Genomic DNA, 22,567 nt, shown 5'->3' with positions numbered 1-22,567 from the left:
AGGTCCCTCATGACTCAGCAGCAACGCCAGGCTCTTGATGAGCTCCTGCGGCACGCCCCGTTCGACATCGGCGGTGAACTCGGCGAACAGCGCGCCCTCTTCCACGAGATGATCGCGTCCGTGCCGCTGCCCGAAGACGTCACGGCCACCCCGGGGCGGCTCGGTGGCATACCGGTCGTCACCGTGAAGACTCCGGGTGATGATTCTTCGGCCGTGGTGCTCTACTTCCACGGCGGCGCCTACGCACTCGGCTCGGCCGGCGACTCCGTGGGCCTGGCCGCCGACGTGGCCCGGCGGGTCGGGGTCCGTGCCGTGTCGGTGGACTACCGGCTGGCCCCGGAGCATCCGTTCCCCGCGGCCGTCGACGACGCCGTGGCCGCCTATCGCGCCCTGCTCGCGGACGGGACACCCAGCTCCGAGGTCGCGTTCGTCGGTGAGTCCGCGGGCGGCGGGCTGGTGATGGCCACGCTCGTCGCGCTCAAGGACGCGGGGCTGCCGCAGCCGTCGTCGGCCGTGGTCTTCTCCCCCTGGGCCGATCTGACCCTGTCCGGGGACAGCCTGACCGGCAAGGCCGACGTCGATCCCGCGCTGACCGCCAAGGGACTGCAGATCCGCGCCCGCGACTATCTGGGCGAGACCGACCCCGCCACGCCCCTGGCCAGCCCGGTCTTCGCCGACCTGACGGGGCTCGCGCCCCTGCTCATCCAGGTCGGTTCGCACGAGATCCTGCTGGACGACGCCGTACGACTGGCCGCCCGCGCCGCCGAGCACGACGTGGCGGTCGAGCTGCAGGTCTGGCCCCAGGTCCCGCACGTCTTCCAGGGGTTCGCCGCGCTGCTCGACGACGCCGACGCCGCGCTGACCTCCGCCGCCGCCTTCACCCGGGCGCACTGGCCCGCCGTTTGACCCCGGCCGGGGCTACTTGGACGACCTGATGCCGAGCGGTCCGCCGATCTCCTCGGCCATGACCCGGCCCGCCTCCTCCGCGAGGACCTCCTCGCCGAGGTCCTGGTCGGTGTCGAGGCCGTTGAGGTCGTCCAGGGGCTGGTTCAGGCGGACGTGGGCCACCAGGGACTGGAGGGCGCGCAGAGCCGCCGAGGTGGTGGACCCCCAGTTGGAGAAGTAGGAGAACTGCCACCACCACAGGGCCTCGGTGGTGCGGCCCGCGCGGTAGTGGGCCATGCCGTGGCGCAGATCGGTGATGACGTCCGCGAGGTCGTCCGAGATGCGGCAGGCCACCGGGGCCCTGCGCGGTTCGTACGGGTCGAACACCTCGGAGTAGACGTCGATCGGGTCCAGCATGACCGCGAGGCGCTCACGCAGGTCGTCGACGTCCGGCTCCGGACCGAGGTCCGGCTCGTAGCGCTCGTCGGGGACGATGTCCTCGTGCGCGCCGAGACGGCCGCCGGCCAGCAGCAGCTGGGACACCTCCAGGAGGAGGAAGGGCACGGCGGAGTCCGGCTCGTCGCCCTTCGCCACTTCGGTGACGGCGACGATGAAGCTCTCGACCTGGTCCGCGATCTGGACCACGAAGTCGTCGGGGTCCTGGCTGGTCGCGTGCAGCGTGGCGTCAGACATCTAGGAGTCGTCTCCCCTCGAAGGCGCGGCCGAGTGTGACCTCGTCCGCGTATTCCAGGTCGCCACCCACCGGGAGGCCGCTGGCCAGGCGGGTGACCCTGAGGCCCATGGGCTTGATCATGCGGGCGAGGTACGTGGCCGTCGCCTCGCCCTCCAGGTTCGGGTCCGTGGCGAGGATGAGCTCCGTGACCGTGCCGTCGGCGAGACGGGCGAGGAGTTCCCTTATCCGGAGGTCGTCGGGGCCGACACCCTCGATCGGGCTGATCGCGCCGCCCAGCACGTGGTACTTGCCCCGGAACTCGCGCGTGCGCTCGATCGCGACGACGTCCTTGGGCTCCTCGACCACACAGATGACGGTCAGATCCCGACGCGGGTCGCGGCAGATGTTGCACAGTTCCTCCTGCGCCACATTGCCGCAGGTCGCGCAGAAGCGGACCTTCGCCTTGACCTCCATGAGGCACTGCGCGAGCCGGCGGACGTCCGTCGGCTCGGCCTGCAGGATGTGGAAGGCGATCCGCTGCGCGCTCTTGGGACCGACGCCGGGCAGCCGCCCCAACTCGTCGATGAGGTCCTGGACCACGCCTTCGTACACGGACTGCCGCCCTTCCTGGAATCTTTCAGTACGTACGGTAGTTGGCCGCCGCCGGTCTTAGAAAGGCAGGCCGGGGATGCCACTGCCGCCGAGGCCCTGGGCGAGCGGGCCGAGCTTCTGCTGCTGGAGCGCCTGGGCGTTCTCGTTGGCCGCCTGGACCGCCGCGACGACGAGGTCGGCGAGGGTCTCGGTGTCCTCGGGGTCCACGGCCTTCGGGTCGATGACCAGGGCGCGCAGCTCACCCGAGCCCGTCACCGTCGCCGTCACCAGACCGCCACCCGCCTGGCCTTCGACCTCGGTGCGCGCGAGTTCCTCCTGCGCGTCGGCGAGGTCCTGCTGCATCTTCTGGGCCTGCTGGAGCAGCTGCTGCATATTGGGCTGGCCACCACCGGGAATCACGATCAGCTCCTGGTTCGTACGGCTGTCTGGACGGGGTTTTCCCGTTCAGCATGAGCCTACGTGGTTGGCGGGGCCGTCGCCCAAGCACTCTTTCGAGTGAGGCGATCTCGAAGCCTATACCTGAGCAAGACCCTCTTCCGGGCGGAAAAGAGGCGAAACCCGGGCCATCGCCACCCATTGGGCGGTAGGAAGGGAGCGGCGCTTCGGCACCACGCGTCACTTGACATCACACAACGTCACCAGACACAACGTCACCAGCGCCATCCAACATCACCAGCTTCGTCCTTCGTCGTCCTTCGCCAGTAGGGAGTGCCGGGTGAGCCAGCCGGAGATGCAGCCCGAGGGGCCGCCCCAGGACGGACGGGACGACGGGGCAGCGAGGACCCGGCCGGGTGATCTGACCGGCCGCGCGTTTCCGCTCGGGGACTGGGGGGAGCCCGCCGAGCGGCTCCATGAGCTGTACCGGTGGGTGGAGCGGGGGGCGCTCGACACGGCGTCCTGGTATCTCGCGGACCGGGTGTGGAAGCGGCGGGGGGCGCGGGTGCTGCGGGGTGGGGCGGCGGCGGGGGCGGTGGCCGGGGCCGCGCTTCCCCTGCTGGATCTCACCGGAGTGGTCGGCGGGGTCGCCCCCTGGGGGTATCTCGCGCTGCTGCTCGGGGTCGCGTGCGTGGCCGGGGACCGGTTCTTCGGGGTGACCTCCGGATGGATAAGGGACGTGGCGACCGCGCAGGCCGTGCAGCGGCGGTTGCAGGTGTTGCAGTTCGACTGGGCGTCGGAGAGTGTGCGGGAGGTTTTGGGGCCGACGGACGGGACCGCCAGCGAGGCGGCGGATCGGTGCCTGGGGGTGTTGCGCCGGTTTTCGGAGGACATGACGGAGTTGGTGCGGGTGGAGACGACGGACTGGATGGTGGAGTTCCGGACCGGGCCCGCGCCGCTGGGGATCCAGTCGTCGTTGGCCGGGGTTCCCCGGGCGGAGGGTGCGTCGGCTGGGCGGCTGCCGTTGCCTCCGGGGACCCGGCCGAACATGCCTCGCCAGCGCCCGCCGGAGCCGCGCTAGCGTTCCCTCGGTCCCTCGCCCCCGCCGCCCCTACCCGTCCCATCCCAGGGGCTCCGCCCCTTCAACCCCGCCGGGCCCCCGCGGGGCTCCGCCCCTGCACCCCGCCAGGGGCTCCGCCCCCTGGACCCCCGCATCGGCCTGAACGGCCTCGTCCTCAAACGCCGGACGGGCTGAAAGATGCGCGTCGGCGCCCTCAAGGGGCGCGGGGAACTGCGCGCCCAGCCCCCACCGGCCGCCAGCCGAACGAATTCGGGCGGGCGGGGGGTGTAGGTCTGTAGGTCGAAGGAGTCAGTTGGTGCCGCAGATTTTCAGGCCCACCGGGGTGCCGCACGGTAGGTGGCCGTGGGTGCGGATGACGTCCTGGCCGTTGCCGCGGCTGATGTAGGTGAGGAAGCTGGAGGCGAGGGAGTCGGCGGGCGGCTGGCCGTAGGTGTAGGCGTACTCGATCTCCCGGTACGGGTAGGAGGACGTGCCGTGTTCCAGGTCCTCCACGGACGCGGTGTGTCCGTCGAGGGTGAGCTGGTGCAGGCCCCTGTATCCGGTGGCGAGGTTCAGTTCGCTGTAGCCGATCGCCCCGGGCAACCCGGCCACGGTGCTCAGCACCTGCCCGGTGGAGTCGAGCTCGCACCGCACCACAGGCGCCGTCGCGTCGTCCTTGTGGACGCAGTCCAGGGAGGAGTTGGCGATTTCGCCCCGGCCCAGGACCCGGCGCTGAAAGACCTGGCGGGTTCCGGAGTTGGCGTCCCGGCTGACGAGGAGCACGGGGCGGTCGGGACCGCCGAGCTGCTTCCAGTTCTTGATCTCGCCGAGGTAGAGGCGGCGTACGTCGGCGAGGGACAGGTTCCGCACGGGCAGGTCGTCGTTCACGACCAGGACGAAGACCGAGACCGCGACCCGGCTCTCGCGCAGTTGCGGGAACCCGCTCGGCTTCGGCCCGTCCGAGAGGGCGATGACGGGCGGCGCGCCCTTCGAGGACTTGCCGGCTTCGCCGAGTTCGCGCACCCCCGCCGTGCTCCCGTGCGCGTCGACCACGATGTCGGCGCCCTCGCAGTCCTGCTCGTACTTCTTCGCCAGCTCGCTCATCACGGGCGCGAAGGCGGTCGAGCCGGTGACGGTGAGCGTGCCCTTCTCGCAGCCCATCGGCGACGGTGAGTCGTCCCGCAGCACGACGATCAGCGCGAGCGTGACGACACACACCGTCAGCAGCACGGTGATCAGCCGGGCCGCACGGCTGAAGAGGGGCGGCTGGTCGTCCGGTGTCGTACTGCGGTTGGGGCTGACCTCGCCGTCCCGCAGCCCGCCGATCAGCCGTATCTCGCGCCCCACGTCCCCGCCCGACAGCAGCACGAGGAGCTTGAAGTGCTCGCCCCGGTTGAGCGGGACGCGCGGGATGCGCAGGACGCCGTCCTCGTAACTGAGCCCCGCGGCGGGGGTGAAGTGGTCCATGAGGTGTTCGGTGCCGGGCGGCTGGGTGACCGACACACCGCGGATCGTGCGGTCGGTGAACACCGCCGTCAGACCGTGACGTTCACGGCTCGTGTAGTCGTCACCGGCGATGCTCTGCGAACCGTCGTTCTCGATCCGCAGCAGCACGAGGGTGGCGTCCGTCATGCCCGGCGTCTCGTCGAACAGCCCGAGCCGTACGTTGGCGCGCCCCGAACGCACGTCGTCGCCTATCGGGTTGTCCATCTGCACCCGGTAGCCGATCCGCTTGCGCCGCGGCACCCGGCGTTCGTACCAGACCATCACCGCGGAGACGACGACACCGATCACGGCGGTCCCCACGGCCACAATGTTCTCTGCGCTCAGCCACTCCATCGCGAGCCACTCCCCCGACCCCAAGGTGCGGTCACCGTACGGCTCGAGGCGGGAACACACGGCGTACGCCGGGTGAAGTTCAGCGGCCGTTCAACCGAACTGACGCTTCGTCAGCCGCTCTTCGTGTAAGTCAGCGACTCGCCCGAGCCCGTGTTCACCCGGCGCAGCCGGCCGTCGGACAGAAGGGTGATCTCGGAGGCGGCGCCCGGGGAGCAGGAGGAGATCGGTGCGCCACCGGTGACTTCGGAGGGGCCGATCACCAGGGGGCCGCCGGCGCCGGGGGCGGCGGTCAGTTCGGCCTGGAAGACGCAGTGGTAGGTGCTGCTGCCGGACGGACCGTCCGCGACGAGCGAGAGGACCTTGTCGCCCACCGCGCCCTGCTGGATGGTCAGTCGGCGGGTGTTGTGGCCCGTCGCGTTGACGATGGAGGCGTCCCAGGTGCCGAGGAACCCCTCCGGGATCGTGCCGCCCTGGGATGCCTGGGGCGAGGGGGAATCGGAAGGGAAGGAGGGAGTGGAGGAGGGCGGGGGCGAGTCGGAGGAGGTCGGGCTCGTGGACGCGGCCGAGGACGCCTTCGCGTCGTCGGTGCTCTTGGCCGTGCCGCCCTGCATCAGCGCGTAGACGGAACCGCCCGCGCCGAGCGCGACGACCAGCGCCACGACGATCAGGGCGGCGGTGGAGCGGCCGCTTCTGCGCGGCGGCTCGGGCTCGGGGACGCCCGCGGGGCCGTACGGCGTGGTGGGCATGCCCGGTCCGTACGACGGCGTGGGGCCGTACGAGCCGGGCGCGCCCCAGCTGCCCTGCGGATGGCCGTACGCGGGCGGGCCCGTGGGGCTGGGGTGCTGCTGGGGATGGCCGTACGCCGGGTGCGCGGCGGGCGGCGCGGCCGGTGGGGGCGTCTGGTCGGCGCCCGCGATCAGCTTCGGGAGGTGGTCCGTCGAGGCCGGTCCTCCCGGCGGGGGCGGGGTGGCGGCGTGCTCCGGGGCGACCTCGGGAGCGGGGGTGGCGGTGGGTGCGGCCGAGGGCTTGGACAGGTCCAGGGCCGCCGGGGCGGATCCCGGGGCCGGTTCCTGAGCCGGGGCGGTGGCCTGACGCGTGGGCGGCGCCGGAGCCGGTGCGGGGCGCTCGTCCGGGTTCTCCGTGTCCAGCAACCGCACGGCGTGCCGCCCGAGTTGGGCCACCAGCGCGCTGGGCAGCCACGGGTCGCGGGAGCGTCCTTCCACGACGGTGTCCTCCGCGCCGATGCGCTCCAGGATCTCGTCGAGGCCGGGGCGGGCGGCGGGGTCCTTGCGCAGACAGTGCCGTACGAGGTCGGCGAGACCCTCCGGTACGCCGTCCAGGTCGGGATCCTCCTGCGCGATGCGGAACATCGTCGCGTGCACCCCGCTGTTCGCCGACCCGAAGGGCAGGGCGCCGGTGGCGGCGTACGAGAGGACCGAGCCCAGGCAGAAGACGTCGCACGCGGGCGTGAGGCGGTCGCCGCGGACCTGCTCGGGCGCCATGAACCCGGGCGAGCCGACGAGGGCGCCGGTGCGGGTGAGGCCGCCGTCGGTGACGGTCTCCAGGGCGCGCGCGATCCCGAAGTCGATGACGCGCGGGCCGTCGATGGTCACGAGGACGTTGGAGGGCTTGAGGTCGCGGTGGATGAGTCCGGCGGCGTGGATGTCCTTGAGGGCGTGGGCGAGTCCGGCCGCGAGGATGCGGACGGAACGTTCCGGTAGCGCTCCGTGGTCGTGGCCCACGACCGTCTGGAGGGAGGGTCCGGCGACATATCCGGTCGCGACCCACGGAACGGCGGCCTCGGTGTCCGCGTCGAGAACCGGGGCGGTCCAGAGGCCGCCGACCCGGCGCGCGGCCTGCACCTCCTGGCGGAAGCGGGCCCGGAACTCCTCCTGCGCGGCGAGTTCCTCGCGCACCAGCTTCACGGCGACGGTACGGCCCCGGTCGGAGCGGGCCAGATAGACGCGTCCCATGCCGCCGGCACCGAGCCGCGCGAGCAGTCGGTAGGCCCCGATCCGCTGCGGCTCCCCCGCCCCCAGCTTCTCCATCGTCGTGCCGCCCTCCCCCGCGCCTGTGCAACCGCCCGAGGCCGAGGATAGTGCGGCCCTACCGGGAGGTGGGTGGGGCGGTGTCTACGGTTCAGTAACAGCACCTGGCGTTTTCGTGACGTCCGTCGCGGCCCGGTCGATCTCGTCGAGAACCGCCGACAGCCGCTCCAGGATCCGTACGGTCTCGGCGAAGCCGTCCTCCCCGAGCGCCCGCGCCAGCCGGTCGGCAAGGCTCGCGTGGCCGGGGCCGATCGCGGCGACGGCGGTGCGGCCGGCGGCGGTCGGGGACAGCAGTTTGGCGCGGCGGTGGGCGGGGTTGGGCAGGTACTCGGCGAGGCCCTTGCCGACCAGCAGATCGGCGACGCGCTGCACGCTCTGCCGGGTGATGCCCATGACGCGGGCGATCCCGGCGACGGGAAGCGGCTCGGGGAGCACCGCGCCCAGCACCTGCCACCAGGCGGCGGTCAGCCCCGCGGGGCGGGCCAGTTCGTCCGCCACGGAGAGGAACTGGCCGTTGAGCCGGAAGACACCGAGGGCGGCGCGGCTGAGGAGGTTCTGCCGTTCCCGGCTCATCGGGCGGCCTCCTCGGCGGCCCCCGAGGCCTTCTCCAGTACGGCGTACGCGGACGCGTCGGAGTCGTGGAACAGGCGGTACCAGGCGTCCAGGACCTCCCCCTCGTACACCCCGAGAAGCCGCAGGACCTCCCGGGCGAAGGCGACGGGCTCGGTCGGTCCGGCGGTGACGAGGTTGCCGTCGGTGACGGCGTCGGTGTCGACGTACCGCCCGCCGCCCCGGTAGCCGGTGGCGGCGAGGTAGAAGGACGCGGCACTGGTGTGGTCCCGGTCGTCGAGGAGCCCCTCGCGGGCGAGCCCGGCCGTCGCCCCGCAGATCGCGGCCACCGGCACGCCCGCGTCGAGGAAGGCACGGGCCTTGCGGGCGAAGGGGGCGAGGCCGTCGCACGTGTCCCAGAAGTCGGCGCCGGTGAGGATCAGCAGGGAACTGTCCTCGGGGCGGAGTTCGTCGAGCGCGAGGTCGGGCTGGATCCGGAGACCGCCGATCGTCGTCACGGGCTCCCGGGTGGGGCCGACGGTCCGGATCTCGCGGCCGGCGCGGGCGAGATACGCGGTGGTGTGACCGGTCTCCCAGTCGGCGTAGGTGTCGTAGACGGCGAGGTGGACGGGACTGCCGTGGTCGTTCATCGCGCTCGTCGCGTTCATCGCTCTCTCCTCGCACGGGTCATGAGGGCGGCTGTGCGGTGGTGGCGGTCATGCACCATGTCAGCATGCTGTCATTTCGACAGTATGCTGTCAATGACCTGTTGTCGGCGGCCAAGCCCGACAGACTGTCGTGGAAAGCCCCCGGTCACAGACAGGACGCCGATGTCGCGCCCCCTCCGGGGACATTTACGCTTCGGCGCATGACCCCTCAGCCCAACCCCCAGGTCGGCGCCGCCGTGAAGGCCGCGGACCGCGCGCACGTGTTCCACTCCTGGTCCGCTCAGGAGCTCATCGACCCGCTCGCCGTCGCCGGCGCGGAGGGGTCGTACTTCTGGGACTACGAAGGCAAGCGGTATCTGGACTTCACCAGCGGGCTCGTCTTCACCAACATCGGCTACCAGCACCCGAAGGTCGTCGCCGCGATCCAGGAACAGGCCGCGACCCTGTCCACGTTCGCGCCCGCCTTCGCCGTGGAGGCCCGTTCGGAGGCGGCCCGGCTGATCGCCGAGCGGACCCCGGGCGACCTGGACAAGATCTTCTTCACCAACGGTGGCGCGGAGGCCGTCGAGAACGCCACGCGGATGGCCCGGCTGCACACCGGCCGTCCGAAGGTGCTCTCCGCGTACCGCTCGTACCACGGGGCCACCTCCACCGCGATCAACCTCACCGGTGACCCGCGGCGTTGGCCGAACGACAGCGGCACGGCGGGCGTCGTCCGCTTCTGGGCGCCGTTCCTCTACCGCTCCCCCTTCCACTCCGACAGTGAGCAGCAGGAGTGCGAGCGGGCGCTTCAGCACCTGGAGGACACGATCGCCTTCGAGGGGCCGGGGACCGTCGCGGCCATCATCCTCGAGACGATTCCGGGGACCGCGGGAATCATGACGCCGCCTCCGGGCTATCTCGCCGGGGTGCGGGCGCTCTGCGACCAGTACGGGATCGTCTTCATCCTGGACGAGGTCATGGCGGGGTTCGGGCGTACCGGGAAGTGGTTCGCGGCGGACCACTACGACGTGACGCCGGACCTCATGACCTTCGCGAAGGGCGTGAACTCGGGCTACGTTCCGCTCGGCGGTGTCGCGATCTCCTCCGCGATCGCGGAGACCTTCGCCCGGCGGCCCTACCCCGGGGGGCTCACGTACTCCGGGCATCCGCTGGCCTGTGCCGCCGCCGTCGCCACCATCAACGTGATGGAGGATGAGGGCATCGTCGAGCAGGCCGCGCGGATCGGGGAGACGGTGCTCGAGCCCGGGCTGCGGGAGCTGGCCGCGCGGCATCCCAGTGTGGGTGAGGTGCGCGGTACGGGGGTGTTCTGGGCGCTGGAGCTGGTCAAGGACCGCGAGACCCGGGAGCCGCTGGTGCCGTACAACGCCGCCGGTGAGGCCAATGGGCCGATGGCCGCGTTCGGGGCCGCGGCGAAGGCGCGGGGGCTGTGGCCGTTCATCAACATGAACCGGACTCACGTGGTGCCGCCGTGCAATGTCTCCGAGGGAGAAGCGAAGGAGGGGCTCGCGGCGTTGGACGAGGCGTTGTCGGTGGCGGACGAACACACCGTGTGACGCGCGGGGCGGCGTGCGGGCCGGCTGCGGGTGAGCGGGGGGCCGGGCGCGCGGTTCCCCGCGCCCCTGAGAGCGGGGCTGCGCCCCGCATGTGCCGGGTGGCGGGGGCGGGGCCGGGACCCGCCTCCTGCAGCCCCTGAGCGGCTCGCGTCCGCGTAAGGTGACCGTGCTTGCAGACAAGCGCACGCACGTGCACCCGTATGCGACGAGGGAGCGAGAGACCATGCCCGGCACCGGCGGCAACGGCGCCGTAACCCGTAGCACCCTGCGGCAGCAGATCGCGGACGCGCTCCGCGACGAGGTGTTGGCAGGCCGGCTCCGGCCCGGGCAGGCGTTCACGGTGAAGGAGATCGCCGAGCAGTACGGCGTCTCCGCGACCCCCGTCCGCGAGGCCCTCGTCGATCTGTCGGCCCAGGGCCTCCTGGAGGCGGACCAGCACCGCGGCTTCCGCGTGCACGAGTACTCACTGGACGACTACCGCGGCATGATCGAGGCCCGGAGCCTCGTCACCGACGGGATGTTCAAGAGTCTCCTCGTCTCAGGCATGGCGCAGGCCGACGATCCGCGCGCCCTCGTCGCCCTCACCGGGGTCCGCCGCCGCGGCGAGGAGGCCCAGCGCGCCGCGACCGCCGGCGACCTGAACATCCTCATCGGCTACGACCTGCGCTTCTGGCGCGAACTGAGCGCCCTGTTCGGCAACGCCTACCTCGCCGACTTCCTGCACCGGCTGCGCGTCCAGTCCTGGGTGTGCACGGTGCAGCACCTGCGCCGGGTGGAGGATCTGAAGGGCCACCTGTGGGCGGGCCACACGGAGCTCGTGGACGCGCTGGCCCGCCGCGACCCGGGCGCGGCGCACGCGATCGTCGCCGCGTACAACGAGCACTCCCTCGCCCTCATCGAGCGACTGGCCGACGGATGAGCGCGACGTGAGGTCGTGGCGGGAGGCGTGTGCGCCGGTGCGACAGGTGGGCGCTCGGGGTGTGGGTACGGGATCCGCACGAGGGGGACTGAGGACGGGTCCCACCCATTACGCTTCCCTGACCACCGTGCTTCCCAAGGAGCTAGAGGAGCCGTCTGTTGGCATGTGACCTGTGGCTGGTCCCGCTCGTCGACGTGTTGTGCCACACCCCCGACAATCCCTTCGCCGAGGAGCTTGCGCTCTACGACAAAGCGCTGGGCGAGGCCGGACTTCCGCCGGTCCCGGTGTACGCGTACATGCCGGGGCTTTCCGGCGACGTGGCCCCGGTCGCCGGTTTCGACTACGACGCGCTGCACTTCCTGCGCCGGGCGTATCTGCTCCAGATGTGCGGCCTCGCGGTGACCCCGGTGGACGAACTGGGCGGCGACTACGAGCAGTTGCTGGAGATGTTCGAGACGAACGCCCAGCAGTCGCACCTCGTGTGGCACTACGACCACGCGGGCGCGTACGTCCCGGTCGACTTCCCGCACCCGCTCGCCAATGACGAACTCCTCGCCGGGGGCGGCCCCCTGGGCTCCTCCCAGACGCTGCTGCGCGAGCTGGAGTTCGTGGCCCCGTCGATCGGAATCGACCCGGCGAACCCGCCGGCCGCCCCGCAGCCGCCCATGGCTCCCACGGAGCTGGAGGAACCGGCCGCACCCGCCCCGTACGACGCGAGTCCGTTCGCGCGCGAGCGGCATGTGTGGCTCGGCCTGCACGCGGCGGCGACCCGCAGCCTCGCCCAAGGGTCGATGATCATCTTCAGCTGAGGCACCCGGGACCCGAAGGAAGGCCCAGGCCCCACCGGAGTCGGTGGGACCTGGGCCGCCTTCATGTGCCGGTCGCCGGGCGACGAGCGGCGAGCGGGGACCGCCAGGTACCGGTTACCAGGCGGTGGGGCTCTCATGGACCGTCAGCTGGCTGTGAACACCGGCGTCCCGTCCTGTGTCAGCTTCCAGTTGGTGACCGCGAAGTCGGCCGGGTCGAGGGTGCCCTTGGACGTGACGTAGTCGATCATCAGCTGGCGGATCTCGTTGGTGGAGCTGTACGCGATGTCGGCGGCCGCGATGTGCGGGTAGCCGCTGCCGCCGTTGGCGCGGTAGTTGTTGACGGCGACGACGAAGACCTGGTCGTCGGCGACCGCCACGCCCTTGTAGGTGAGGTTCTTGATGCGGGAGCCCTCGGCCTGCGCGATGTCGATGTCGTACTCGACCCCGGCGGCGGTGTCGTACATGTAGTCCCAGAAGCTGTTGGCGTTGGTGAGGGTGGCAGTGTCCACCTTCGTGCCGGACGGAACCTTGTAGTAGTACTTCGCCGCGTACTCGAGGTAGTCCTTGAGCTGGGCGCCCGTGAGCTTCTTGCCGTACAGGGTGTTGTCGTAGATGTAGAGCCCGGCCACGTCGCGGATGGTGACATTGCCCGCCGGGATGTCGGCGGTGCGGCTGAAGGGCGCCGCGACGGAGATCAGGGGGAGGGCGGCGTCGGCGGTGGACAGGCCGGAGGCCACCGTCGCCATCTGGACCTGATGGATGAAGTCCATCACCGGGACGTCCTTCCAGCAGGCCTCGGCCGCGGAGAGATCCGCGGTGCAGGTGCCCACCGGAGTGTTGACGTACTTCACGACCAGGTCGTGGTCCGCCTTGAGGAGCCTGGTGATCTCCGGGTCCTCCTCGACGGTGTTGCTGTTGAGGGTCTGCGCCGTGGTGCTCGTCACCTTCCACTGGCCGTGGTGGAGTTCGAGCTCGAAGTCGAAGACGGTCAGGCGCATGCCCCAGCAGTACGGCTCGGAGAGGACGACGTCCTTGCCGGTCTCCTCGTTCTTCACCGTGTACGACGAGACCTCGACGTGCGTGTGACCGACGAGGATCGCGTCGATGCCGGGTACCTGCTGGGCGACGAGGTTCGAGGCGTTCTCGACGTACGGCAGCTCACTGCCGTACGACGAACTGCCGTCCAGGCCCGAGTGATCGGTGAGGAACACGACGTCGCAGCCGAGGGCGCGCATCCGCGGGACGTACTTCTTCGCCTGCTCGACGAGCCCGGTGAACGCCATCTTCCCGGAGACGTTGTCCTTGTCCCACAGGGCGATGCCCGGGTTGGTGAGGCCGAGGATGCCGACCTTGATGTCCGGGGCGCCGGGGACACAGATGCGCTTCACGGTGTACGGCTGGAAGGCCGGGCGCAGGGTCTTGGCGTCCAGCGCGTTGGCGCCGAGCAGCGGGAAGTGACACTGCTTCTCGAACTTGCGCAGGGTCTCGATGCCGTAGTTGAACTCGTGGTTGCCGAGGGCGGCGGCGTCGTAGCGCATGTGGTTCATGGCGACGGCCATGGGGTGCACGGGGGCGCGCTTGCCCTTGGCGGCGACGATGGGGTCCACGCGGGCGTAGTAGTACGCCAGCGAGGTGCCCTGGATGATGTCGCCGGCGTCGACGAGCAGGACGTGCTTCTCGCCCTTGGCGGCGCGCTGCTGCTTGATGAGGGTGGCGACGCGGGCGACGCCCACGGAGTTGCCCTTGCTGTCCTTGTACGCCGCGTCCGTGTAGTAGTCCCAGTCGAAGACGTGACTGTGCAGGTCGGTGGTGCCCAGGATGGAGAACGACCAGGTACGGGGCGCCTGTTCGGGCTTGTGGTCCGCGGTCTGGGCCTGGGCCGGGGTCGCGGCGACAGCCCCCGCGACCGTGACGGCCGCCCCGGTGACGGCCGACTTCTTCACGAACTCCCGGCGGTTCATGGGATTGACGGGCATACGTGTCTCCTGGGACTGGCTGGGACTTGGCTGACGGGAGCAACTGCGCGAGTCGTGCGGGGACTTCGGGCACTGCGGATGCGCTGGGTGCATGACGTGCGCTGCGCGCACTCAGTGCACTACACGCGTAGATCGTCGTCGGGTCCCGGTCGGTCGGGAACCAGGAACAGACCATGTCCAGGTCAATTAACGGTCAGCTCGCCCTGCCTGACGGTCACTCCGCGCCATGACGGCGCCCCCGGTTCGGCCGAAGCCGCGCCGGGGGCGCTCTCGTCGGGGGACCGCGTACTAATCGACGGCGACAATCCGGGTGGCCCGGTATTGATAACCGTCCTGCTCGCCCTCTTCCCACTCCATGGTGACTTTCCGACCCGGAGTGAGAGAGCGGAATCCTGCCATCTCGATCACGGAGAAGTGCGCCCAGCAACCGCCGGGCGTCTCATCGGAATCGAGGACTCCCCAGCCCTCTTCGTCGTCCCATTCACGAACCGTCGCCAGCGTCATGCGGAGATCCTACTTCCGCTATACGAGGGTGACGATGAACGGGAAGTCGAGGTCGACCGTCCGCGTTCCGCGCGCAATGGGGAAGGTCTCGTGAATCTTCAGATCCCATGTGCAGGACGTCATGTGGCTGCCCAGCGCCGCGGAGGCATGGACGAAGTACCGCGGAGAGACGCCGGGGTGGCTGTCGTGAGCGACCCTGCGGCCGTTGCAGGTGAGGTCGGCGGTCTCGTTCATGAGACCGGTGGCGGGTGCCGCGGTGGCGGCGCTGAGCTGCCACCCCCACTGGAGCTTGCCGTTGCTGTATTTTATTTGAGCGCTGAAATTCCCCCGGGGGTCATTGCCGTTGTAGGACGGGTGCTGCGGAGTGAAGACGTGCTCCCCCGCGGCGGACGACGGCGCGGAGCCGAGCCCCACGGCGAGTGCCGATGTAGCGGCCAGAATCGCCGCCCGCTTCACAAAGCGCGAAAACATGGTGAACCTCTTTCAGGTCAGTGGGTTCGCCTGCGAAGCTAATCGGTCAAGAACGGCACTCACAACGCACCTCGGGCAAAGAACACGCCAACTGACACAGTGTGATGAGACACGGGTCGGCGACACATTCCCCGGTGAACGCGAAGGCCGCCGCCCCCGGTTGGGGACGACGGCCTCTCACTGCATCCGAACGATCCGAACGATCCGAACGGTCTGAACGGTCTGAACGGTCTGAACGATCCGGACGGATCAGATGAACGAGTTGATCTCGATCGTCTCGTCGCGGCCCGGGCCGACGCCGATCGCGGAGATCTGGGCGCCGGACATGTCCTCCAGCGCCTTGACGTACGCCTGGGCGTTCTTCGGGAGGTCGGAGAAGGACTTCGCCTTGGTGATGTCCTCGGACCAGCCCGGGAGGTTCTCGTAGATCGGCTTCGCGTGGTGGAAGTCGGTCTGGGAGTACGGGAGTTCCTCGACGCGCTTGCCGTCGATCTCGTACGCCACGCAGACCGGGATCTCCTCCCAGCCGGTCAGCACGTCGAGCTTGGTGAGGAAGAAGTCGGTCAGACCGTTCACCCGGGTCGCGTAGCGGGCGATGACCGCGTCGAACCAGCCGCAGCGGCGGTCGCGGCCGGTGGTGACACCGCGCTCGCCACCGATGCGGCGCAGCGCCTCGCCGTCCTCGTCGAGGAGCTCGGTCGGGAACGGGCCCGAGCCGACACGGGTCGTGTACGCCTTGAGGATGCCGATGACCCGGCTGATCTTCGTCGGGCCGACGCCCGAACCGGTGCAGGCACCGCCGGCCGTCGGGTTCGACGACGTCACGAAGGGGTACGTGCCGTGGTCGATGTCGAGGAGCGTGCCCTGGCCGCCCTCGAAGAGCACGACCTTGTCCTGCTCCAGCGCCTGGTTCAGGATCAGGACCGTGTCCGCGACGTACGGCTTGAGCCGGTCCGCGTAGCCCAGCAGCTCCTCGACGACCTGCCCGGCCTCGATGGCACGGCGGTTGTAGAGCTTGGTCAGCAGCTGGTTCTTGACCTCGAGGGCCGCCTCGACCTTCTGGGTCAGGATCGACTCGTCGTAGAGGTCCTGGATACGGATGCCGACGCGGTTGATCTTGTCCGCGTAGGTGGGCCCGATGCCACGCCCGGTCGTACCAATCTTCCGCTTCCCGAGGAAGCGTTCCGTCACCTTGTCGACGGTGACGTTGTACGGCGTGATGATGTGAGCGTTTCCGCTGATCAGAAGCTTGGAGGTGTCGACGCCGCGCTCGTTCAGTCCGTTCAGCTCGGAGAACAGGACCGACGGGTCGACGACGACTCCGTTTCCGATCACCGGAGTGCACTCCGGTGTGAGGATTCCGGAAGGGAGGAGGTGGAGGGCGTACTTCTGATCGCCCACGACTACCGTGTGGCCGGCGTTGTTGCCGCCCTGGTAGCGCACCACATAGTCCACGGATCCACCGAGCAGGTCGGTGGCCTTTCCCTTGCCTTCGTCACCCCACTGAGCACCGAGCAGCACAAGTGCGGGCACAGGCGTACACCCCTTCCGGGCGGGGCATGTCCAAGGTCGGGGACGTACGCGGCTGGTTTTCGATACGGCTGCGTACGCCGGCGACCTCCTTTGGCCGCGACCGTCGGACCGGATGCCCCGGAATAGACGAAGCCCCTGGCGCAATAGCGCAAGGGGCTCTTGCACAAAGATGCTACCCGAGGAAGCGAGGCATGACCGAGGTGGCGGCTTCCGACCAGCTCTTGGTGGTCATCGACCCGGTCGCCCGTCGGACGGACGGCGAGTCTGTACGGATCGCAAAAGACGTGCTCAGCGCGGGTGCGGCGACGAAAGTATGCCTGCCGGAAGGGCCCGAGGAATTTGCCCGGGCGCTGGCCCGGAGAGGTTCCCGGCGACCGGTCGTGGTGGGCGACGACCGTGCCCTCTTGCGCGCTGTGTCCCTTTTGCACCGACAGCGGGAGCTGGCCGGATGTGGGGTGTCGTTGGTGCCGGTGGGGGGTGTACTGGCGCTGGCCCGGGCGCTCGGGGTGCCCGTCGGGGCCGTCGCGGCGGCCCGGGCCGTGCTCGAAGGGGTCGAGCGGCGGCTCGATCTGCTGGTCGACGAGAGTGACGGGGTGGTGTTGGGGACGTTGCGGATTCCGCCGGTGGGGGCGGGTGGGGGGATGAGGGATGCCGAGGAGGTCGACATGGGGGATGTCGGCGGTGTCGGCGGTTTCGGGGAATCTGGGGGTTCCGGGGCTTTCGGGGGTTTCGGGGGTGGCGCTTCCGGGCTTGGAGGGCATGCGTGGCTGCGGACCTGTCAGTCTCTGGTCCGTACGCTCGCGGCGCGGCCCACGCGTGTGGCGTCCGTGCCGGGGCCAGGGCCTTCGCGGCTGCGGGTCGAGGTCGACGGGGTCACCCTGGTCGATCTGGATCAGCCAGTCGAGGCGGTGTCCGTGACGCCCGGCGTTGCCGGAGGTGCGGAGGTGGAGGTTCGGCCGGTTTCCGTGGGGGCGGAGACTTCGCCGTTGCGGTTGGTGGGGCGGCGGGTGACGGTGTCCGGGGCGGACTTCCGGTACCGGGCGGATTCTTTGGTGTCCGGGCCTGTGCGGACACGGACGTGGACGGTTCGGGAAGGGGGGTGGGGGCTTACGCTGCCGAGCTGAGCCCCCAGGGGCTCCGCCCTTCGCCCCCCTGCTCGGGCGGACGGTCCTGGAGGAGACCAGGGAGCGGTAGGAACCGTGGAGCGGTAGCCGCTACGGGCGCGGTCGGAGCGCCGCTCGACCCCATTCCTTCGGCGAGGGCTCTCAGCCCTCGCCGAAGTGCTGCTCCCGGTGGACCCGCCAGCGGTCCATCATCGACTCCAGCTCGCCCTCCATGAACTCGAAGAAGGCAAGGGTCTCCGCGAGCCGACCGCCCGCCGGGGTGTCCGCGCCCAGGCTGGCGACGCCTTCGCGCAGCGCGTCCTCCCAGCGCTTGATGATCGCCTCACGATTGGTGAGCGCCTCGTACCACTGGTCGCTGTGCACGCGGTACCGCTCCCGGCGCGAACCGGGTTCCCGCTCGCGCGACACCATGTGCACCTGCGCCAGATAGCGCACCGCACCGGAAACCGCCGCGGGACTGATCCGCAGTTGCTCGCCCAGCTCGACCGAGGTCAGAGCGCCGGTGTCCGAGGCGAGCAGCGCCCCGAAGACCCGGGACGGCATCCGGGGCATCCCGGCCTCCACGAGTTGCGCCGCGAAGTGCTCGACGAACCGCGAGACCGCCTCCGCGTCCCGACCCACCGCGCCTACCGCTCCCACCGCCTCCGGCTCCGCCATCCCTCGATTGTATCCGAGCGTTTATACAATTCGTTAACTTCACAAATTTCTGAAAGAAGCGTACGTTCTGAAGCATGACGAAGGGCAGGGCCAAGGGAATGACGAAGGCCACGACGAAGGCGATCACCGTCTCCGGGCTGCACAAGTCGTTCGGCGGGACACACGCGCTGGACGGTCTCGACCTGGACGTCGAGGCCGGCGAGGTGCACGGCTTCCTCGGTCCGAACGGCTCCGGGAAGTCCACCACGATCCGGGTCCTGCTGGGCCTGCTGCGCGCCGACGCGGGCGCGGCGCAGCTGCTCGGCCGGGACCCCTGGGCGGACGCGGTGGAGCTGCACCGCCGGGTCGCCTACGTTCCCGGTGACGTCACCCTGTGGCGCAACCTCTCCGGCGGTGAGGTCATCGACCTGTACGGGCGGCTGCGCGGGGGGCTCGACCCGGCGCGCCGGGCGGAACTGATCGAACGCTTCGAACTCGACCCCACCAAGAAGGGACGCACCTACTCCAAGGGCAACCGTCAGAAGGTCGCCCTCGTCGCCGCCTTCGCCTCGGACGTCGACCTGCTGATCCTCGACGAGCCCACGTCGGGCCTCGACCCGCTGATGGAGGAGGTCTTCCAGCGGTGCGTCGAGGAGGAACGCGACCGTGGCCGGACCGTCCTGCTCTCCTCGCACATCCTCAGCGAGGTGGAGGAGCTGTGCGACCGCGTCAGCATCATCCGCAAGGGCCGCACCGTCGAGAGCGGCACCCTCGCCGACCTGCGCCATCTGACCCGTACCAGCGTCACCGCCGAACTCGCGGGACCGCCCAACGGGCTGGCGCACCTGCCCGGCGTGCACGACCTGGACATCCAGGGCCACCGGGTCAGGCTCCAGGTCGAGACGGACAAGCTCGACGCCGTACTGCGCTCGCTCACCGGCTCGGGCGTACGGTCGCTGACCTCGACGCCGCCGACCCTGGAGGAACTGTTCCTGCGGCACTACCAGGACGACGTCCGGGTGAACGGCGAAGGGACGATGGCGCGATGACCACCGCGACCGCTGCCGTACGGGGTGCGGTACGGGCCCGGAGTTCCCGCCAACTCGCCGGGACCGGCACGCTGTTGAGGTTCTCCCTGCGCCGCGACCGGCTGATGATGCCGCTGTGGGTCGGCGTGATCGGCCTGCTGGTGCTGTCCATGCCGAACTCCCTGAAGTCCGTCTACGGCACCGCCGCCGAACGCGCCGAGCTCGCCCGCCAGATGCTCACCAACAGCTCCCTGCGCGCCACGTACGGGCCGGTGTTCGACGACTCGCTCGGCGGACTCACCGCCTGGCGCATCGGCGGCTATGCCGGTCTGTTCGCCGGGATCATGAGCCTGCTCGTCGTTGTACGGCACACCCGCGAGGAGGAGGAGAGCGGGCGCCAGGAACTCCTCTCGTCGGCGATGGTGGGGCGCCGGGCCCCGCTGACGGCGGCACTGCTGGCCGCCCTCGTCGCCAACGGCGTGCTCGCGCTGCTCATCGCGGGCGGGCTGGCCGGGCAGGGCGGTGCCGGGGCGCTGGCCCTCGGGCTCGGCGTCGGGGGCGTCGGCATGGTCTTCGCCACCATGGCCGCGATCGTCGCCCAGCTCACCGAGAGCGCGCGGCTCGCCAAGGGGCTGACGGGCGGGCTGCTGGGCGCGGCGTTCGTGCTGCGGGCGGCGGGCGACTCGTCGACGAGCGACGGTTCCTCCGTGCTGACCTGGGTGTCGCCGCTGGGGTGGCTGGAGAACGAACGCCCCTTCGCTCACGAGCGGTGGTGGGTGCCGGCGCTGTTCGTCGCGGCCGTGGTGATCCAGGGCGCGGTCGCCTACGAACTCGCCGGGCGGCGCGACGTCGGGATGAGCTTCCTGCCGACCCGGCCGGGGCCCGCGCAGGGGCGGCTCGGGTCGGCCGGGGCGCTGGCCTGGCGGCTGCAGCGGGGTGCCGTGCTCGGGTGGAGCCTCGGGTTCCTCGCCGCGGGAGCCGCGTTCGGCGGGATCACGAAGGGGGCCGCCGATCTCGTCGGGAGCAACGACAAGACCCGGCAGATCATCGAACGGATGGGCGGGCAGTCCGGGATCACGGACGCGTTCCTCGCGGCCATGGTCGGCATGCTCGGGATGGTGGCCGCGCTGTACATCGTCTCTTCGGTGCTGCGGCTGCACGGTGAGGAGACCTCGCAGCGGGCGGAACCGGTGCTGGCGAACGCGGTGGGGCGGCTGCGGTGGGCCTGCGGCCATCTGGTCGTCGCCTTCGGCGGCGCGGCGCTCATCATGGCGCTGGGCGGGCTCGGCCTCGGACTCGGCTACGGCCATGAGCTCCGGCCCGTGCTCGGCGCCTGCCTCGTCCAGGTCGCGGCGGTCTGGACGCTGGGCGGGCTTGCGGTCCTGCTCTACGGGGTCTCGCCCCAGCTGGCCCCCGGCGCCTGGGGCGCGGCCGGGGTAGCCCTCCTGCTGGGCTGGATCGGCCCCGCCCTGAACGTCCCCCAGGCCGCCATGGACCTCTCCCCCTTCGGCCACCTCCCCAAGCTGCCGGGCGGGGAGATGGCATGGACACCGGTACTGATCCTGACGGCGATCGCGCTGGCCCTGACCGCCACGGGTCTGGCGGCGTTGCGGCGAAGGGACATGAGCACCTGAGGCCGCCGGTACTGATCCTGACGGCGATCGCGCTGGCCCTGACCGCCACGGGTCTGGCGGCGTTGCGGCGAAGGGACATGAGCACCTGAGGCCGGGCGCACGCCTGCCTGGTGCGGGGGCCCGGGAACCCCGGGCCCCCGCACCACGTCCATGAGGGGCATGGGGCAGAGGATGCAGGCTGCGGGCGGCTGTCTGATCGCTGTCGTCGGCGCGGGCGCGGGGCTGGCGGTCTGGGCCGCCCACAGCCGCGGCCGGTTCCAGCGGTTCGAGCAGGGGCCCGACTGGAGCGTGCTCTACGCCGAGCTGCCCCTGATGGTCCTCGGCGGGACAGCCGCCGGGCTGGGACTCTGGGCCCTGGGATGGTGGGCCCTCGGCCGATGGGTCAGAGCACGACGCTGAGCCCCTCCAGCCCGCGGATCACGAAGTTCGGCTTGCGCTCCGGCTCCGCGGCGAGGGCGAGCGTCGGCGCCTTCTCCAGCAGAGCACCCAAGGACGCCGCCAGTTCGAGGCGGGCCAGCGGGGCGCCGATGCAGTAGTGGATGCCGGCGCTGAAGGAGATGTGGGGGTTGTCGGTGCGGGAGAGATCCAGACTCTCCGGGGACGCGAAGACCTCCGGGTCGTGGTTGGCGGAGCCGAAGAGCAGGGCGATCTCCGCGCCCCGGGGAACGGTCGTGCCGTCGATCTCGATGTCCTCCAGAACCCACCGTTCGAAGAGCTGGAGCGGGGTGTCATAACGCATCAGCTCCTCCACCGCCGTGGGGATCAGCGAACGGTCACCGCGCAGGGCCGCCAACTGGTCGGGGTTGCGGAACAGCGCCCACCACCCGTTCACCGTGGCGTTCACCGTCGCCTCGTGTCCCGCGTTGAGCAGCAGGACACAGGTGGAGATCATCTCCTGTTCGGTCAGGCGGTCGCCCTCGTCGTGCGCGGCGATGAGGCCCGAGATCAGGTCGCCGCCCGGCTCCTTGCGGCGCTCGGCGATCAGCTCCCGGAGGTACTCGGTGAACTCCACCGACGCCCGGACCGCCTTCTCCGCCGTCTCCTCGGAAGGGTTCAGCTCGTACATCCCGCAGATGTCCGCCGACCACGGCCTGAGCGGCGCCCGGTCCGACTCCGGGATGCCCAGCATCTCGGCGATCACGGCCACCGGGAGCGGCTCGGCGACATCGGTGAGCAGATCACCGCCACCGGCCGCCACCAGGCCGGCGACCAGCTCGTTCGCCAGCCGGTCCACATACGGCCTGAGCTGCTCGACCGTGCGCGGTGTGAACGCCTTGGAGACCAACCGTCGGATCCGCGTGTGGTCCGGCGGCTCCAGGTCCAGCATTCCGTGGTCGTTGAGAACGTGGAACGGCTCGTGCTCGGGCGGAGGTGCCGTCCGCCCGAAGTCCTCGTGCGTGTAACGGTGCTGGTAGGTCCGGCCCAGCCGCCGCTCCCGCAGCAGCGCCGACACGTCCGCGTGGTGCGGGACCAGCCACTGGTCGGTGGGCTCGTAGTAGTGCACCCGGCCGCGCTCCCGCAGCTCCGCGTACGCGGGGTACGGGTTCGCCACGAACTCCGGGCTCCAAGGATCGAAGGCCGACGGTGTCTGCGGAGACTGCGGAGACTGCGCGGACTGCGAGGGCTGCGGGGTGTGCGAGGCTGCCATGGGCGGACGCTAGCCCGACT

General features: G+C 70.5%; 22 protein-coding genes. 9 read left to right on the top strand and 13 right to left on the bottom strand.

What is annotated here, in order from left to right:
- The first annotated feature begins 9 nt into the window (after positions 1-9).
- On the top strand, positions 10-906 hold the full coding sequence (locus ACIRA5_RS17865) for an alpha/beta hydrolase (protein ID WP_403691694.1): 897 nt from the start codon (positions 10-12) through the stop codon (positions 904-906).
- A 12-nt stretch (positions 907-918) separates the two neighbouring features.
- Here ACIRA5_RS17865 and ACIRA5_RS17860 read toward each other — a convergent pair whose 3' ends face one another.
- The 3 genes from ACIRA5_RS17860 to ACIRA5_RS17850 are packed head-to-tail and all read right to left on the bottom strand — an operon-like array spanning position 919 to position 2,569.
- Positions 919-1,578: a DUF5063 domain-containing protein gene (locus ACIRA5_RS17860; protein WP_403691693.1), complete on the bottom strand. Its 660-nt coding sequence runs from the start codon at positions 1,576-1,578 to the stop codon at positions 919-921.
- On the bottom strand, positions 1,571-2,170 hold the full coding sequence (gene recR, locus ACIRA5_RS17855; RefSeq protein WP_055613476.1) for a recombination mediator RecR: 600 nt from the start codon (positions 2,168-2,170) through the stop codon (positions 1,571-1,573). The genes ACIRA5_RS17860 and recR overlap by 8 nt, the downstream gene beginning before the upstream one ends.
- A 57-nt stretch (positions 2,171-2,227) precedes the next feature.
- Complete coding sequence (locus tag ACIRA5_RS17850; protein ID WP_343324714.1) at positions 2,228-2,569, bottom strand: YbaB/EbfC family nucleoid-associated protein; 342 nt, start codon at positions 2,567-2,569, stop codon at positions 2,228-2,230.
- A gap of 316 nt (positions 2,570-2,885) precedes the next feature.
- Between ACIRA5_RS17850 and ACIRA5_RS17845 the strand changes: the two genes are divergently transcribed.
- Positions 2,886-3,626, top strand: a complete 741-nt coding sequence (locus ACIRA5_RS17845; RefSeq protein ID WP_403691691.1) for an SLATT domain-containing protein — start codon at positions 2,886-2,888, stop codon at positions 3,624-3,626.
- Between the two features lie 288 nt (positions 3,627-3,914).
- Here the strand turns inward: ACIRA5_RS17845 and ACIRA5_RS17840 are convergent, their stop codons facing one another.
- From ACIRA5_RS17840 to ACIRA5_RS17825, 4 genes are all read right to left on the bottom strand, one after another.
- Positions 3,915-5,444, bottom strand: a complete 1,530-nt coding sequence (locus ACIRA5_RS17840) for a substrate-binding domain-containing protein (protein ID WP_403691690.1) — start codon at positions 5,442-5,444, stop codon at positions 3,915-3,917.
- Between the two features lie 110 nt (positions 5,445-5,554).
- Positions 5,555-7,492 carry a protein kinase gene (locus tag ACIRA5_RS17835; protein WP_403691689.1) on the bottom strand — a complete coding sequence of 646 codons (1,938 nt, stop codon included), beginning with the start codon at positions 7,490-7,492 and terminating at the stop codon, positions 5,555-5,557.
- 84 nt (positions 7,493-7,576) lie between these two features.
- The gene (locus ACIRA5_RS17830) at positions 7,577-8,065 is read right to left on the bottom strand and encodes a MarR family winged helix-turn-helix transcriptional regulator (protein WP_403691687.1); all 489 of its coding nucleotides are present in this window, start codon (positions 8,063-8,065) and stop codon (positions 7,577-7,579) included.
- The gene (locus ACIRA5_RS17825; RefSeq protein ID WP_403691685.1) at positions 8,062-8,709 is read right to left on the bottom strand and encodes a type 1 glutamine amidotransferase family protein; all 648 of its coding nucleotides are present in this window, start codon (positions 8,707-8,709) and stop codon (positions 8,062-8,064) included. Before ACIRA5_RS17825 ends, ACIRA5_RS17830 begins: the two co-directional genes overlap by 4 nt.
- Positions 8,710-8,909: 200 nt before the next feature.
- Here ACIRA5_RS17825 and ACIRA5_RS17820 point away from each other — a divergent pair, with 200 nt between their 5' ends.
- From ACIRA5_RS17820 to ACIRA5_RS17810, 3 genes are all read left to right on the top strand, one after another.
- Positions 8,910-10,265: an aspartate aminotransferase family protein gene (locus ACIRA5_RS17820; RefSeq protein WP_403691684.1), complete on the top strand. Its 1,356-nt coding sequence runs from the start codon at positions 8,910-8,912 to the stop codon at positions 10,263-10,265.
- A 223-nt stretch (positions 10,266-10,488) separates the two neighbouring features.
- A complete protein-coding gene (locus ACIRA5_RS17815) occupies positions 10,489-11,184 on the top strand; it encodes a GntR family transcriptional regulator (protein ID WP_403691682.1) in 696 nt (231 codons plus the stop codon).
- Between the two features lie 158 nt (positions 11,185-11,342).
- Positions 11,343-11,993 (top strand): hypothetical protein, encoded by a 651-nt coding sequence (locus tag ACIRA5_RS17810; RefSeq protein WP_054231368.1) that lies wholly within the window; start codon positions 11,343-11,345, stop codon positions 11,991-11,993.
- Between the two features lie 143 nt (positions 11,994-12,136).
- On the opposite strand, the gene ACIRA5_RS17805 is transcribed toward ACIRA5_RS17810, so the two are convergent.
- The 4 genes from ACIRA5_RS17805 to ACIRA5_RS17790 form a co-directional block, all read right to left on the bottom strand.
- Entirely contained in the window at positions 12,137-13,969 is a 1,833-nt protein-coding gene (locus ACIRA5_RS17805) for a bifunctional metallophosphatase/5'-nucleotidase (RefSeq protein ID WP_403691681.1), read from the bottom strand.
- A gap of 288 nt (positions 13,970-14,257) precedes the next feature.
- Complete coding sequence (locus ACIRA5_RS17800) at positions 14,258-14,473, bottom strand: cold-shock protein (protein ID WP_403691679.1); 216 nt, start codon at positions 14,471-14,473, stop codon at positions 14,258-14,260.
- Between the two features lie 18 nt (positions 14,474-14,491).
- Entirely contained in the window at positions 14,492-14,944 is a 453-nt protein-coding gene (locus ACIRA5_RS17795) for a hypothetical protein (protein ID WP_403691677.1), read from the bottom strand.
- 249 nt (positions 14,945-15,193) lie between these two features.
- Positions 15,194-16,477, bottom strand: a complete 1,284-nt coding sequence (locus ACIRA5_RS17790; protein WP_054231366.1) for an adenylosuccinate synthase — start codon at positions 16,475-16,477, stop codon at positions 15,194-15,196.
- Between the two features lie 191 nt (positions 16,478-16,668).
- Between ACIRA5_RS17790 and ACIRA5_RS17785 the strand changes: the two genes are divergently transcribed.
- Positions 16,669-17,601 (top strand): diacylglycerol kinase, encoded by a 933-nt coding sequence (locus ACIRA5_RS17785; RefSeq protein WP_403691675.1) that lies wholly within the window; start codon positions 16,669-16,671, stop codon positions 17,599-17,601.
- A 141-nt stretch (positions 17,602-17,742) separates the two neighbouring features.
- Here the strand turns inward: ACIRA5_RS17785 and ACIRA5_RS17780 are convergent, their stop codons facing one another.
- The gene (locus ACIRA5_RS17780; RefSeq protein ID WP_352051420.1) at positions 17,743-18,258 is read right to left on the bottom strand and encodes a MarR family transcriptional regulator; all 516 of its coding nucleotides are present in this window, start codon (positions 18,256-18,258) and stop codon (positions 17,743-17,745) included.
- Between the two features lie 74 nt (positions 18,259-18,332).
- Between ACIRA5_RS17780 and ACIRA5_RS17775 the strand changes: the two genes are divergently transcribed.
- The 3 genes from ACIRA5_RS17775 to ACIRA5_RS17765 all read left to right on the top strand — a co-directional run bounded on the left by ACIRA5_RS17775 (position 18,333) and on the right by ACIRA5_RS17765 (position 21,298).
- Positions 18,333-19,286, top strand: coding sequence for an ATP-binding cassette domain-containing protein (locus ACIRA5_RS17775; RefSeq protein ID WP_403691673.1), 954 nt, complete (start codon positions 18,333-18,335; stop codon positions 19,284-19,286).
- Entirely contained in the window at positions 19,283-20,899 is a 1,617-nt protein-coding gene (locus ACIRA5_RS17770; RefSeq protein ID WP_403691671.1) for an ABC transporter permease, read from the top strand. Before ACIRA5_RS17775 ends, ACIRA5_RS17770 begins: the two co-directional genes overlap by 4 nt.
- Positions 20,900-21,058: 159 nt before the next feature.
- Positions 21,059-21,298 carry a hypothetical protein gene (locus ACIRA5_RS17765; RefSeq protein WP_403691669.1) on the top strand — a complete coding sequence of 80 codons (240 nt, stop codon included), beginning with the start codon at positions 21,059-21,061 and terminating at the stop codon, positions 21,296-21,298.
- Here the strand turns inward: ACIRA5_RS17765 and ACIRA5_RS17760 are convergent.
- Positions 21,282-22,547 carry a cytochrome P450 gene (locus tag ACIRA5_RS17760; RefSeq protein ID WP_403691667.1) on the bottom strand — a complete coding sequence of 422 codons (1,266 nt, stop codon included), beginning with the start codon at positions 22,545-22,547 and terminating at the stop codon, positions 21,282-21,284. The genes ACIRA5_RS17765 and ACIRA5_RS17760 overlap by 17 nt on opposite strands.
- Between the last annotated feature and the right edge of the window lie 20 nt (positions 22,548-22,567).

Origin of the sequence: Streptomyces sp. NPDC096311 (genome assembly GCF_044763085.1) — a bacterium.
In the GTDB taxonomy this organism is placed as follows: domain Bacteria; phylum Actinomycetota; class Actinomycetes; order Streptomycetales; family Streptomycetaceae; genus Streptomyces.
The sequence above is the reverse complement of the archived record's forward strand: the minus strand, read 5'-3'. Positions and strand labels throughout refer to the sequence as shown.

Coding starts and splice junctions, on each gene's coding strand:
- ACIRA5_RS17865 (WP_403691694.1), top strand. CDS start 10: ATGACTCAGCAGCAACGCCAGGCTCTTGATGAGCTCCTGCGGCACGCC.
- ACIRA5_RS17860 (WP_403691693.1), bottom strand. CDS start 1,578: ATGTCTGACGCCACGCTGCACGCGACCAGCCAGGACCCCGACGACTTC.
- ACIRA5_RS17840 (WP_403691690.1), bottom strand. CDS start 5,444: ATGGAGTGGCTGAGCGCAGAGAACATTGTGGCCGTGGGGACCGCCGTG.
- ACIRA5_RS17835 (WP_403691689.1), bottom strand. CDS start 7,492: ATGGAGAAGCTGGGGGCGGGGGAGCCGCAGCGGATCGGGGCCTACCGA.
- ACIRA5_RS17830 (WP_403691687.1), bottom strand. CDS start 8,065: ATGAGCCGGGAACGGCAGAACCTCCTCAGCCGCGCCGCCCTCGGTGTC.
- ACIRA5_RS17825 (WP_403691685.1), bottom strand. CDS start 8,709: ATGAACGCGACGAGCGCGATGAACGACCACGGCAGTCCCGTCCACCTC.
- ACIRA5_RS17820 (WP_403691684.1), top strand. CDS start 8,910: ATGACCCCTCAGCCCAACCCCCAGGTCGGCGCCGCCGTGAAGGCCGCG.
- ACIRA5_RS17815 (WP_403691682.1), top strand. CDS start 10,489: ATGCCCGGCACCGGCGGCAACGGCGCCGTAACCCGTAGCACCCTGCGG.
- ACIRA5_RS17805 (WP_403691681.1), bottom strand. CDS start 13,969: ATGCCCGTCAATCCCATGAACCGCCGGGAGTTCGTGAAGAAGTCGGCC.
- ACIRA5_RS17800 (WP_403691679.1), bottom strand. CDS start 14,473: ATGACGCTGGCGACGGTTCGTGAATGGGACGACGAAGAGGGCTGGGGA.
- ACIRA5_RS17795 (WP_403691677.1), bottom strand. CDS start 14,944: ATGTTTTCGCGCTTTGTGAAGCGGGCGGCGATTCTGGCCGCTACATCG.
- ACIRA5_RS17785 (WP_403691675.1), top strand. CDS start 16,669: ATGACCGAGGTGGCGGCTTCCGACCAGCTCTTGGTGGTCATCGACCCG.
- ACIRA5_RS17780 (WP_352051420.1), bottom strand. CDS start 18,258: ATGGCGGAGCCGGAGGCGGTGGGAGCGGTAGGCGCGGTGGGTCGGGAC.
- ACIRA5_RS17775 (WP_403691673.1), top strand. CDS start 18,333: ATGACGAAGGGCAGGGCCAAGGGAATGACGAAGGCCACGACGAAGGCG.
- ACIRA5_RS17770 (WP_403691671.1), top strand. CDS start 19,283: ATGACCACCGCGACCGCTGCCGTACGGGGTGCGGTACGGGCCCGGAGT.
- ACIRA5_RS17765 (WP_403691669.1), top strand. CDS start 21,059: ATGGGGCAGAGGATGCAGGCTGCGGGCGGCTGTCTGATCGCTGTCGTC.
- ACIRA5_RS17760 (WP_403691667.1), bottom strand. CDS start 22,547: ATGGCAGCCTCGCACACCCCGCAGCCCTCGCAGTCCGCGCAGTCTCCG.